We start from the raw sequence: 13,088 nt of genomic DNA on the forward strand, positions 1-13,088 counted from the left end.
GAGTCGTCATCCCTATGCTTCAAGCAGGCACCCTGCCCGCCGTCCTTGCTGGGCCGCTGCTGCGGCGACTGGCGCCCCAGCGCCTGGTGTTGTGGCTGGTGGCAAGTCGTGAACTGTCGCCGACCCTGAGGCTGCACGTTGCCGAACACACCCAGGACATTCGCTTGGACCAAGGCCAGTGCCAAATCGTACCGGTGGGGCGCCATGCCTTTATTCACCTGATCGACGTGCAACTGGACGAGGCCCTGCCGTTGGACGTGGTTATCGGCTACGACCTGCTGATCGATAACATCGGCATCGCCGAGTGGGCGCCGCACTTGCTGTATGCCGAAGCGCAGCACCCCAATTTCGTACTGCACAGCCGCATCCACCAGTTGGTGCATGGCTCGTGCCGTAAACCACACCACCCAGCCGACGAAGGTTTGCTATGCGTCGACCGCGTGCTGGCCGAGGCACACACGCCGGCTCAACGCCCGGCCCTGCTGATGATGAGTGGCGACCAAATTTACGCCGACGATGTCGCCGGGCCGATGCTGCGCGCCATTCATGCATTGATTGCGCGCTTGGGCCTGTACGACGAATACCTGGAAGGCGCGGTGGTGGACGACAGCGCCAGCCTCTATGGGCATCGCGCCAGCTATTACCATCGGGCGGATCTACTCCCGGCGTTGGACAGCAACGAGACCCTGCGTGAACGGTTTTTTGGAGGGGTAAAAAAGCCGATTTTTACCAGCAGTACCGCCGACAATCACCTGGTGACCTTTGCCGAAGTGATTGCGATGTACTTGCTGGCCTGGTCGCCCACGCCCTGGCAGTTGATCACGCCACAAGCGCCGCAACTGAACGTCGAAGAACAGCGGCGGTATGCCCGCGAGCAGGTGCACATCGATCAATTCCGTGACGGCCTGCCGGGCGTCGCACGGGTGTTCGCCCACCTCTCGACGCTGATGATCTTCGATGATCACGACATCACCGATGACTGGAACCTCAGCGCTCAATGGGAAGAAACCGCCTACGGCCACCCGTTCTCCAAGCGCATCATCGGCAATGCTCTGCTCGCTTACCTGCTGTGCCAGGGTTGGGGCAACCAGCCGGATGTGTTTGGCGAACTGTTGAGCCAAACCCAGGCACTGACCACCCAAGCGCAAGACAACCACCTGGACGCCATTGCGCAAGATGACCTGCAGGCAGCGCTGCTGAAATTCCAACGCTGGCATTACGTACTGCCCACCACGCCCGCCCTGGTGGTGCTCGATACCCGCACCCGGCGCTGGCGCAGTGAATTTGTTCTCAAGCAACCGTCCGGCCTGCTGGACTGGGAGGCGTTGAGCGAGCTGCAACAGGAACTGCTGGACCACCCTTGCGCCATCATCGTTTCGCCCGCGCCGATCTTTGGCGTCAAGCTGATCGAGACCGTGCAGAAGATGTTCAGTTGGTGTGGCTACCCGCTGCTGGTGGACGCCGAAAACTGGATGGCCCATCGCGGCGCCGCCCAGGTGATCCTCAACATCTTCCGCCACTCGCGCACGCCGGGTAACTACGTGATCCTCTCGGGTGACGTGCATTACTCGTTCGTCTACGAAGTGCTGATCCGCCACCGCAATGCCGGCCCCAGGATCTGGCAGATCACCAGCAGCGGCATCAAGAACGAATTCCCCCCACGGCTGCTGGAATGGTTCGACCGCCTCAACCGCTGGCTCTACTCGCCCCGCTCCCCGCTCAACTGGTTCACTCGCCGGCGCACCATGCAGGTGGTGCCGCATATTCCGCAGCATGCGCAAGCGGGTGAGCGGCTGTGGAATTCGGCCGGGATCGGCCAGGTGTTTTTCAATGCGCAGGGCCAGCCTGAGGCGATTTACCAGCACAACGCGGATGGGAAGCCTCGGACGCAGATGGTGGCGCCGCAGTAAGTTTTCATACGCACCGAGCATTCCCACGCTCTGCGTGGGAATGCCGCACCGGACGGTCCGCGTCCTGATGCAGGCGTAAATCTTAAGCCCGGAGCGAGGTGACGCAGAGCATCACAGGGTGCATTCTCACGCAGAGCGCGATGGCCTATTGCCACACGCCTAAAGCAGCACACCCGCCCTATTCAAACCGCTCAAGCCCCGATGTACAGTAGCGCCAGCCACGGAGTATCGGCGTCAACGAAGACTGGCCTCAGGAGCCAGCATACGCAGGGAAGCGCGAAGATGGACGATACATCCGGCAATAAATCGCTGCGCAATGACTTTTTCGAGCTCAACGCCGACATGTTGCATGCCGTCATGGAGCTGGTCAGTGACGGCATCTGGGACTGGAACGCCAATACTGGCTTCGTCTACCGCAACCCCGGCTGGTACGAAATGCTTGGCTACCCCCGCCACTCCCTGGAGAACAGCGTGTTCACCTGGGAGAACGTGATCCACGCCGAGGATTACCCCCGCGTCATGAGCGTGTTTGATGACTACATCAGCCAACGCGCGCCCCATTACCAAGCCGAATACCGCTGCCGCAAAAAAGACGGCACTTACCTGTGGATCGAAGACCGTGGCTACGTCATTGCTCGCAACCCCGACGGCTCAGTGGCGCGCATGATCGGCGCGCACCGCGATATCCATACGCGCAAAAACTCCATCGAACAGCTGCAACGGCGCAACCAATCCCTGGAAGCGCTGGTAGCCGAACGCACCCGCGAACTGTCGCGGGTCAATCAGCAATTGCAATTACAGCTGGACGAAAACCGCTCCCTGGCCGAACAGGACGCCCTGACACACATCGCCAACCGCTATCGCCTGGAAAAAGTACTGCTGGAGGAATGCGAGCGTGCCGAACGTTTTCGTTTGCCGCTGGCACTGGTGGCCATGGACATCGATGACTTCAAGCCAATCAATGATCAACATGGCCACGGCGTAGGCGACAAGACCCTGATACAGGTGGTGCAAGGCTTGGAAGCCTGCGTGCGCTCCGGTGATTTACTGGCGCGCTGGGGCGGTGATGAATTTATGGTAATCCTGCCCAAAACTACCGTGGAGACCGCGAAACAACTGGCTGAAAGGATTCGACAAAAAATCACCGAGATACCCGCCGTCGGCGATTTCAAAGTGACCCTAAGCCTAGGCGTGGTGGAGCGTCGTGTGGGTGAAGCCCCAGCCGCCTTGATGGCGCGGGCCGATCAAGCGCTGTATCGGTCCAAGGCGGTGGGCAAGGATGTGGTGTCGGAGTAAACCCACTCCATGTGGGAGCTGTCGAGCGTTAGCGAGGCTGCGATGGGATCACCGCGCTGCATCTTCAAACCGCAGTGCCTGCATCGCTATAGCCCGACAGCTTGTCCATCAGCGCACCGGCGGCGCGTACTGAATGCCGCCATTGCTCCACAACGCATTAAGCCCGCGCTTGATCTTCAGCACGCTGCCCTGGCCGATATTGCGTTCAAACACTTCGTCGTAGTTGCCCACTTGCTTGACGATCTGCACCACCCAGTCCTTGCGCAGCTTCAGGTCCTTGCCGTAATCGCCGTCGGCACCGAGCAGCCGCGCAATATCGGGGTTCTGGGTGGACTTGGCCTGCTCTTCGACGTTCAACGAGGTGATGCCCATTTCCTCGGCATTGAGCATCGCGAACAGGGTCCATTTGACGATGCTGAACCACTCGTCATCGCCCTTGCGCACTAACGGCCCCAGCGGTTCTTTGGAGATCACTTCTGGCAACACCACGAACTCGTCCGGGTGGGCCATTTTGATGCGCTGGGCGTACAAGCCCGACTGGTCGGTGGTAAGCACGTCACAACGGCCAGCTTCGAGGCCATTGGCGCTTTCGTCGGCGGTGTCGAAGGTGATCGGCGTGTACTTCATGCCGTTGGTGCGAAAGTAATCCGAAACGTTGAGCTCAGTCGTGGTGCCGGCCTGGATGCAGACGGTCGCGCCGTCCAGCTGCTTGGCGCCGGTAACGCCCAGTTTGTTGTTCACCAAAAAGCCGATGCCGTCGTAGTAGGTCACGCCGGTGAACACCAGGCCCATGCCCGCATCGCGGGAACTGGTCCAGGTGGTGTTGCGCGAAATCAGGTCGATTTCACCCGATTGCAGCGCGGTGAAACGCTCCTTGGCGGTCAACTGGCTGAACTTCACTTTTGACGCGTCGCCGAATACCGCGGCGGCGACGGCGTGGCACACGTCTACGTCGATGCCGGTCATCTTGCCATTGGAGTCCGGCACGCCGAAGCCCGGCAAACCATCACTGACACCACACTGGATAAAGCCTTTTTTCTGGATCGCGTCCAGGGTCACGCCCGCGTGGGCACTGCCGGCCAGGGCCACGGCCGCAGCAGCGATGAGGGTTTTGAGGTTGTTCATGCGAGGCACTCCCTGTCGATCTTTATTATTCGGCGCCGCACAGCCCGCGCCGGTTTATAGTGTTGCCGCGCAGTATCGACGGCTTTACACACCTGCCACAAACGACCTTTAGGCAAAGGCTCCTTCCGATTTGGAATGAACTGCATGATCTCAAAACGCTTGACCCCTTCGATGACCGCCCTGCAATGCTTCGAAGCCGCCGCCCGTCACCTGAGTTTCACCCGCGCCGCCGAAGAACTGCACCTGACCCAGAGTGCGGTGAGCAAGCAAGTGGCACAGCTCGAAGAGATGCTGTGCCACAACCTGTTCGAACGGGTGCGCCAGCGTTTGTACCTGTCGCCGGCGGGCTCGCTGTACCTGGCCGAAGTGCACAAGATCCTCACCCAGGTGGACATCTCCAGCCGTTACATCCTCACCTACGGCGGCGAGACCGAAGTGCTGCGCATCGCCACCCAGCCGACGTTCGGCGACCGCTGGCTGGTGCCCAAGCTCAAGGATTTTGCGGCCAAACACCCGAATATCCACCTGGATGTGCGCAACGAACTGGAGCCCTTCGACGTGTTGCAAGCCAAGGCCGACATCGCGTTTTTCTTCGGCCAGGGCTCGTGGCCGGGGGCGACTTGCATCGAGCTGTTTCGCGAAGCCGTGGTGCCGGTCTGTGCGCCGGGCTTTGTCGCTGAAGGCAGCGATGCTTCGTCGCGCCACACCTTGCTGCAATGCACGTCCCGCCCGCAAGCCTGGCACGAGTGGTTCCTGGAACAAGGCCTGCATTCGCAGAACAGCTACCACGGGCCGCGTTTCGACACGTTCTACATGTGCATCCGCGCGGCGCAATCGGGCTACGGCGTGGCGTTGGTACCGCAGTATCTGGTGGCTGACGAGTTGGCCAATGGCAGCCTGATGATTCCCTGGGATTACACAATGCCCAGCACCGGCGCGCACTTTATCGCGCATGCCGAACATGCGGGCGAGATCCCCAAAGTGAAGGCCTTCCTCAACTGGATGGTGGACTACCTCAAAGCACATCCCGACTTTTAATAATGACCCGGCGACTTTATTTCGTTTGCGGCCAGGCCAGGCGCGCGGCTTAGATAAAAAGACGCCCGCCATTGCCGAGTCCGAGATTCATGAGCCGCGAAACCATCAGCCAGTCGATTTCCATCGTTCACCCCATCAGCCTCAGCCACGGCAAGAACGCCGAGGTTTGGGACACCGCGGGCAAGCGCTACATCGATTTTGTCGGCGGCATCGGCGTGCTCAACCTCGGGCACTGCCACCCAGGCGTGGTCGCGGCGATTGTGCAGCAAGCAACTAAACTGACCCATTACGCATTCAACGCCGTACCGCACGCGCCCTACATCGAACTGATGGGCCGTCTTACTGCGTTTATCCCAGTGGATTACCCGGTGAGCGGCATGCTCACCAACAGTGGCGCGGAAGCGGCGGAAAACGCCTTGAAGATCGTACGCGGCGCCACCGGCCGCACGGCGGTGATCGCCTTTGACGGCGCCTTTCACGGCCGTACCCTGGCCACGCTCAACCTCAATGGCAAGGTGGCGCCCTACAAACAAAAAGTCGGTGTACTGCCCGGGCCGGTGTATCACCTGCCCTACCCCAGCGCTGACAACGGCGTGACCTGCGCTGAGGCGCTGAAGGCCATGGACCGCCTGTTCAGCGTGGAAATCGACGTTGAGGATGTAGCCTGTTTCATCATCGAGCCGGTGCAAGGCGAAGGCGGTTTTCTGGCCTTGGACATCGAATTCGCCCACGCCCTAAGACGTTTCTGTGATGAGAAAAACATCCTGCTGATTGCCGACGAAATCCAGTCCGGCTTCGGGCGTACCGGCCAGCGCTTCGCCTTCTCGCGCCTGGGAATTGAACCGGACTTGATCCTGCTCGGCAAAAGCATCGCTGGTGGCGTGCCCTTGGGCGCGGTCGTCGGGCGTAAAGCCTTGCTCGACAACCTGCCCAAAGGCGGCCTGGGCGGCACCTACTCCGGCAACCCGATTGCTTGCGCGGCCGCATTGGCCACGCTGGAGGCAATGACGGATGAACACCTGCAAACCTGGGGTTCGCAACAGGAAGAAGCCATCGTCAGCCGTTATGAACAATGGCGTGCGCAAGGCGTGCCCTATCTGGGCCGCCTGACCGGGGTGGGCGCCATGCGCGGCATTGAGCTGGCCAACGCCGACGGCTCGCCGGCACCCAAGCAACTGAGCCAACTGCTGAGCCTGGCGCGGGACGCGGGTTTGCTGCTGATGCCCAGCGGCAAGTCGCGGCACATCATCCGCCTGCTGGCACCGCTGACCATTGAGCCTGCGGTGCTGGAGGAAGGCCTGGATATGCTCGAGGCCTGCCTCAAACAGCTGACTTAGTAGCGTGCATCAACCGGCTTACCGCCATTGGGCCAGTCTTTGACCTTGTCCGGGAAATCCGGGCGAGGTTGGCCAGAGAAATACGCCGCCACGTCCACCGCTTCCTGGTCCGACAAGCCGCCCTGCCCTAATGGAAATTTCTCGTGGAAGCCGATCGGCATGTTGCGTTTGACGAACGCCGCCGCCGTGTAGGGCCGCGCCATGCCCGCGCCAATATTGAACGACTGCTCGCCCCATAACGGCGGGTACACCAACTCGCCGTCGGCACGCGCCATGCCTTGGCCGTTATCGCCGTGGCACACCGCGCATTGCTTGGCATACACCTGCTTGCCGTTCTCCAAGTCCGGTTTGATCGACGGGTCGACCTTGCCCACACCGCGCCCGGCCACTTTGTCTTCGGGGCGGGTGTTGTTTTTCATCCAGTCGAAGTACGCGACCATCGCCTGCATATCCGCCGATTGGGGCGGCAGCGGTTGGCCATTCATCGAGCGACGCAAGCACCCGTTGATGCGCTCCTCCAGCGTGACCACCTTGCCTGCACGCGGCGCATAGCTGGGGAAGAACGCCGACACGCCCACAAACGGCGAACCGTCCGCCACGGTGCCGGCGTTGAGATGGCAACTGGTGCAATTGAGCGAGTTGCCGACATTGTTGGGCAGCAGTTCCTTGGTTTGCAGGTGCAGGCGCATGCCGCGAACGACTTGGTCGGCATTCGGTGCGGCGAGCAAATTTGCCAGTCTTGGGGTATCGAAGGCCGACGAATCGGTGGTGGTGGGGTTAAGTTGGTCACGCAGTTTCTTGACCTGGGCGGCGCTGATCGGCGTGCCCTCGTTGCCCCAGCGAGTGCGCACGAAGCTTAGGATCTCGGCAATTTCCTGGTCGGCCAACCGGCTGAAACCAGGCATGGTGTAGACCCGTGGGTGGGTGGCAGTTTGTGCGGTCTCCCAGCCGGTCAGGGTGATGTGCAGCAGCGAAGTCGGGTTGCTGGCGGCAATGCTCGGGTTGCCGGCCAGCGGTGGGAACAAGCCTTTTACGCCGCCGCCGTCGCTGCGGTGGCAGTCGCTGCAAAACTGCAGGTAACCCAGGCCGCCACGGCTGGTGAACAGGTCCGCCGGCGGCGCGGCAGGTGCGTGGGCGATTGATGGCATCGGCAGATCGTCTTTGCCCGGCGGCAGGGATTTGAGGTAGCTGGCGATGGCCGTGAGGTCGTAGTCACTGAAGTGTTGGGTACTGTGGTGGATCACATCGGCCATGTTACCGGCCACCGTGGCGAAGCGGTTCTGCCCGGTCTTGAGCAGTTGCACGGTGTCTTCCACCGTCCATAGGTTGCGCAAGCTCAGGGCGCGCCAGTGTTCGACGGTTTCGCCGGCCAGGTAATGCTGGCCGCTGCGGCCGTCATCGCTCATGGCTTTTTCCTGGAAGGCGATGCCCCGTGGCGTGTGGCAGGAGCCGCAGTGGCCCAGGCCCTGGACCAGATACGCGCCACGGTTGAGCACCTCGTTACGGCCTGGGTCCGGCTGGAACGGCTGCTTGTCGAGAAAGGCAAAATTCCACAGTGCCAAGCCCCAACGTTGATTGAACGGGAAGCCCATGTCCGCCTCAAGGTTGGCCTGTTGCACAGGTTCTACGCCGTGCATCAGGTAGGCGTACAGGGCGCGCATGTCCTCCTCGCTCATCTTGGCGTAGGACGGATACGGCATCGCCGGGTAAAGATTCATGCCTGTGGGCGTCACACCTTCGCGCATCACCTTGTCGAACTGCTCGAAGGTATAGGCGCCGATACCGGTCTGGCGGTCCGGTGTAATGTTGCTCGAATAGATCGTGCCCATCGGCGTGCTCAGCTCCAGCCCACCGGCCATCACCTTGCCTTGCTTGGCGGTGTGGCAGGCGATGCAGTCGCCCAATTGCGCAACGTATTTGCCGTGTTCAACGTCGGTGGGGGCGGCGTGCAGGGGTAGCGCCAGACAGAGCGTCGCCCCCAGCAAGGCCAGGCGGGACAGGGAAAAGGCCATGGCATTAATCCTTTAATAACCTGGCCTGGAGTGGTCCCCTCGGCGCAGGTAGGTCATCGTTTTTATGGGTTCATCAGGCCTCTGAGTTCTAACGGATTTCGCGGCGCGGGGTGTTGATGTGGGTCAGGGACAAATCGATGGACAAAACCGTGAAGTCTCAACGACTATCCACCGCCTAACCACACTGCACGCAAGCACCCCATGCTCGATATCCTCCAAGGCACGCCCCTTTGGGTGTACGCCGTTTACCTGTGGGTGTGTTACTACGGCATCAAGGCCTGCCTGGGTGGGCGCGAGAATCGTCGTTCGTTGATGATTCTGCCGGTGGTGTTGGTGGTGTGGTCGTTGATCTCGCTGACGCCTTCGATACTGTCGAGCAGCGCCTGGGTTGGCGGTGCTTTGGTCGCCAGCCTGGTGGGCATGTTGCTGTTCAACGCCGAAGGCGCGCGGCTCGATGCCAATGGCGAAACCCTGGTGTTGCCGGGCACCTGGAAAACCTTGCTGATCTCGCAGCTGTTTTTCGCGGTGAAGTATTACTTCGGCTATCAGCAGGCGGTGCATCCGCTGCTGCTGAGCACGCCAGAGATGCTGGTGGCAGTGGGCGCCGTGTCGGGGTTTACCGTTGGTCTGTTCTCCGGGCGCGCCGTACGGCTGCAGCGGGCGCTGACGGCCTTGCGCCGCGATAAGGGCGTTGTGCTGCCTTGACCTGATCTCGCCAGCCACTGAAAATGCGCGACGCTTTTTTGTCCCGTTTACTGAAGTAGTGAAATTTCAATGTCCGATTCTTACACCGAACAATCAGCCCAAGAAGAATCCGTAACAGCCCTGCAATCCAAAGCTGAATACGAAAACGCCATCAATCTTTCACAGCATGTGCCTGCGGCCAAGATCATCAGCGAGATGGTGCTGGATGCGTTCCACACCTCCAAGGAAAGCGACCAGATCCGCGAGCTGCGTGTGGCCATCCGCCAGGCCCACGACGCCTTTGACGACGACACCGCGTACGACCTGATGGGCCAGCTCAAGCAACTCAAAGACGCCGAGGCTGCCGATAACATCGCCTTGGAAGACCTCAGCAGCAAATTCTCGATCAGCCGCATCCTGTCCAGCTTTAAGGACGACCCCCAGTTTCAGGAGCTGGTCTACGGCCTGGCTCTCAAAGTGCTGAACCAGTCGCACCAGGCCATCAGCAACCCAAGCGCCGGCAAGGGCAAGGCCTCACGGCCGAAGAAAGAAGCCGAAGTGTTTGTGATCAGCAAGGACGGCATCAGCGTCACCCTGCCGCTGCGCACCCCGCGCTCCAAGCTGAGCGTTGACCGCGAGGCGTTCGAGTTCCTGGGTTTCAGCTTTGTGGGTGAAGGCGATGAAGCCGAGCTGGAAGTCGAAAGCTTTGTGGATAACTTGGGGGCTGAGCAGCCGTTGAGCCGCAAGAGTGTGATCACTGCATTGCAGCAGCAGACGGCGTTTGATGGGTACAGCATCGCGCAGCAGTAATACCGATGAACTAAATGTTGGAGCTGGCTTGCCTGCGATGGCATCACCGCAGTGTGATTGACACACCGAGGTGCCTGTATCGCAGGCAAGCCAGCGCCCACAGTGGATTTGCGTCGACTCAAACGGCGGCCGCGAACACCTCACGAAAACGCTGCATCTCCTGCTTATTGCCCACCGTCACCCGCACCCAGTGCGGCCAGTCTTTCCACACTCGCCCGATCAATACACCCTGTGCGGCGAGCTTCTCGATCACCCGCTCCGCCGGTTGCTTCACATCGATCATGAAGCAGTTGCTCTGCGACAACGTGCAGGTAAACCCGCGGCCCTTAAGCCACGCTACCGTCTTATCGCGCACCTGGGCGTTGAGCGCCTTGCGCTGTGGCAGCAGCTTGATGTCTTCCAGGCTCGCCCGGGCGCCGAGCAAGGTCACGGCAGCCGGCACATTGTCGCCGCCAAACACCGCCAGCCGCTCCAGCAGCGCCGGGTGGCCGATCGCCAGGCCCAGGCGCGCGCCCGCCATGCCGTAGATTTTCGAGAAGGTGCGCAGCACCAGCAGGTCGTCGTGGTCCTTGACCCAACTGACGACGCTTGGGGTGTCGGAGAAGTCGATATAGGCCTCGTCCACCACCAGCACGCTGCCTTTGGGTTTGTTCGCCAGTGCCTGGCGGATCGCTTCGGTGGGCGTGATCGTGCCGGTCGGGTTGTTGGGGTTGCACAGGTACAGCATGCCCGCCTGGGGATCGGCGGCGAGCATGGCCGGCACGTCATGGGCGTGCTGGGCGTCGAGGCTCACTGCGTGAACCTGCGCCTTCCAGGACTCGGCGGCTTGGCGCGGCACTTCGTAGGACGGCGTGGCCATGACCAGGCCGCGGCGTGCGCTGGTAAACGCCAAGACGGCGTAGCGCAGCGCGACCATGGAGCCGGCAAACACTGCGACCTGCTCCTCGGCAAGCCCCTGTTGCTGGGCAAACAACCCGGCCAGCGCGTACATGTCGTTGTACGGATAACGCCCGGACGTTGCAATTGCACGCTGCATGGCTTCGCGGGCGGCGGTTGAGGGGCCGTAGGGGCTTTCGTTGTAGTTGAGCCGCACCGTGTCAGCCTTTGCCGGCGGCGGGCTGGCGACCGCCCAATCCAGGCGCGCCAGCACCGGCAGGGCCGCACCGAGGGCCAGAAGGGACCGACGACTTACGCTGATCATGGGACTACTCCTTGTAGACGGGTGATCGATTCGCACAGTGCGTACAAGGAAGTATGACGAGGAAGGTCTCGGCGGATTTAACCGAGCACCGGGGAATCAGCCCTCCAGGTAGTCAGCAATGGGATAGCGCGCGCACAAGGCTTCCACTTCGCTGCGCACCTGCTCACACACCGCAGGCTCCAGCTGGTAATCCTGCTCGCCCAGCGGCGTCACGCTGTCCAGCACCTGGCAAACCAGTTCGATGACTTGGCGGCAGCCTTCGCGGTCGAGCCTGCGTTGCGCCAGGGAACCGGTGCCGATACACACGCCGCTGGTGACCAATGACGAGCGCGTCTCGCCGGGTACGCGGTGCTTGTTCACCACAATGGCGCAACGCTCCAGCGCCGACTCGGCGATGGCACCGGTCATAGCGCTCTGCAACCGGATCAACACCGCATGGTTGTCACTGCGCCCGCCGACCACGGTGTAGCCGTGAGCCTGGAACGCGCCGACCACTTCATCGGCCAGCGTACGAACCCGCCCCATGCAGGCGTCGAATTCCGGCGATTTTGCGTAGCCCAAAGCGGCGGCTTTGGCCGCGATCAGGTTGACCGCCGGCGCGCCCTGCATGCGCGGGAACACGGCCTGATCAAGGACCCGGCTGAAGGTTGAGCGCAAGCCGGGCACCTTGGTGTTGGCGTCGCGGCCCGACAGGATGAGCCCGCCGCGAGGGCCACCGAGTTGTTTGTGCGTGCAGGTGACGGTGACGTGTGCGGCGTTGATCGGGCTCGGATGGCGGCCCGTCATCACCAGCCCGGCGATATGGGAAATATCCGCCAACAAGATCGCGCCCGCCTCGTCGGCAATCGCGCGAAAGCGCTCGAAATCCATCACCCGCGAGTAAGCCGACGCACCGCAAATAATGATGCGTGGGCGATGTGCGAGGGCCAGGCTACGCACCTGCTCGTAATCGATCAGGCCGTCTTCGGTGGTGCCATAGCGCATGGCCTTGTAATAGGCCCCGGTGAACACCGCCGGGCTGCCGAGGGTGAGGTCGCCGCCATGGTCATGGGCCATGCCGAGCAATGTATCGCCCGGCTCAAGCAACGCCGAGAGTACCTGGGCAATCGCGTTGGAGGCCGAGTGCGACTGCACGCCGGCGTAATGGGCGTCGAACAGTTCCCGCGCGCGGCGAATGGTCAGGGCTTCGACCAAGTCGACGTTCTCGCAGCCGGCCCGCTGGCGTTTGCCGGGCATGCCTTCGGCGCTCACGTTGACCAATGCCGAAGCGCAGGCCACCAAGGTTCGCGGTGTGACCGCGCAGGAAGATGAAACCAGAGAGAGGGTGCGATGCTGGCGCAAGACCTCAGCATCAAGGAGGCTCGCCAGCTCGAAATCTTCAGCGTGCAGATCCGCCAGGCCGCGACGCAGCAGGTCGGCCTGATTTTTGAGGTGTGGGGTATTGACTGCCATCAGTGCGGGTCCCTTCCTTGGCGTGCGTGCCGGTTCGTCCTGAACCGAGGGATTTTATTAAACAGGAAATTAAACAGGAAATTAAACATTTTCCAAATTAAATGTGCTTTTTTGCCCGAGCCGGACACGACTGCAACGCACAAACACGGCATCCGGGACTTTATTGTTAGGGCTCACGCATGCAACACTCCCGCCGCCGCGACGCCGCAAGCGCCGCGCACAA

The 13,088-nt window shown here is 61.4% G+C and carries 10 protein-coding genes; 6 read left to right on the forward strand and 4 right to left on the reverse strand.

The genetic code is table 11. From position 1 onward, the window contains the following. Positions 1 to 14 precede the first annotated feature (14 nt). Positions 15 to 1,910 (forward strand): alkaline phosphatase D family protein, encoded by a 1,896-nt coding sequence (locus ACI77I_RS16280; protein ID WP_094949397.1) that lies wholly within the window; start codon positions 15 to 17, stop codon positions 1,908 to 1,910. 282 nt (positions 1,911 to 2,192) lie between these two features. Further along, a complete protein-coding gene (locus tag ACI77I_RS16285; protein ID WP_406997965.1) occupies positions 2,193 to 3,206 on the forward strand; it encodes a diguanylate cyclase domain-containing protein in 1,014 nt (337 codons plus the stop codon). 108 nt (positions 3,207 to 3,314) lie between these two features. On the opposite strand, the gene ACI77I_RS16290 is transcribed toward ACI77I_RS16285, so the two are convergent. Continuing rightward, entirely contained in the window at positions 3,315 to 4,331 is a 1,017-nt protein-coding gene (locus tag ACI77I_RS16290) for an amino acid ABC transporter substrate-binding protein (RefSeq protein ID WP_406997966.1), read from the reverse strand. Between the two features lie 144 nt (positions 4,332 to 4,475). On the opposite strand from ACI77I_RS16290, the gene ACI77I_RS16295 reads away from it, so the two are divergent. Both ACI77I_RS16295 and ACI77I_RS16300 read left to right on the forward strand, forming a co-directional pair. Then, on the forward strand, positions 4,476 to 5,369 hold the full coding sequence (locus tag ACI77I_RS16295; RefSeq protein WP_094949394.1) for a LysR substrate-binding domain-containing protein: 894 nt from the start codon (positions 4,476 to 4,478) through the stop codon (positions 5,367 to 5,369). 89 nt (positions 5,370 to 5,458) lie between these two features. Continuing rightward, a complete protein-coding gene (locus tag ACI77I_RS16300; RefSeq protein ID WP_406997967.1) occupies positions 5,459 to 6,706 on the forward strand; it encodes an aspartate aminotransferase family protein in 1,248 nt (415 codons plus the stop codon). Here ACI77I_RS16300 and ACI77I_RS16305 read toward each other — a convergent pair. After that, positions 6,703 to 8,718: a c-type cytochrome gene (locus ACI77I_RS16305; protein WP_406997968.1), complete on the reverse strand. Its 2,016-nt coding sequence runs from the start codon at positions 8,716 to 8,718 to the stop codon at positions 6,703 to 6,705. The genes ACI77I_RS16300 and ACI77I_RS16305 overlap by 4 nt on opposite strands. A 201-nt stretch (positions 8,719 to 8,919) precedes the next feature. Here ACI77I_RS16305 and ACI77I_RS16310 point away from each other — a divergent pair, with 201 nt between their 5' ends. Then, positions 8,920 to 9,423 (forward strand): DUF6622 family protein, encoded by a 504-nt coding sequence (locus ACI77I_RS16310; RefSeq protein WP_406997969.1) that lies wholly within the window; start codon positions 8,920 to 8,922, stop codon positions 9,421 to 9,423. 69 nt (positions 9,424 to 9,492) lie between these two features. Further along, entirely contained in the window at positions 9,493 to 10,212 is a 720-nt protein-coding gene (locus ACI77I_RS16315; RefSeq protein WP_094949391.1) for a hypothetical protein, read from the forward strand. Between the two features lie 118 nt (positions 10,213 to 10,330). Here the strand turns inward: ACI77I_RS16315 and ACI77I_RS16320 are convergent, their stop codons facing one another. Then, positions 10,331 to 11,413: a pyridoxal phosphate-dependent aminotransferase gene (locus ACI77I_RS16320; RefSeq protein ID WP_406997970.1), complete on the reverse strand. Its 1,083-nt coding sequence runs from the start codon at positions 11,411 to 11,413 to the stop codon at positions 10,331 to 10,333. 96 nt (positions 11,414 to 11,509) lie between these two features. Then, a complete protein-coding gene (glyA, locus tag ACI77I_RS16325; RefSeq protein WP_406997971.1) occupies positions 11,510 to 12,865 on the reverse strand; it encodes a serine hydroxymethyltransferase in 1,356 nt (451 codons plus the stop codon). Positions 12,866 to 13,088: the final 223 nt, after the last annotated feature.

Origin of the sequence: Pseudomonas sp. D47, assembly GCF_045447305.1 — a bacterium.
Classification (GTDB): domain Bacteria; phylum Pseudomonadota; class Gammaproteobacteria; order Pseudomonadales; family Pseudomonadaceae; genus Aquipseudomonas.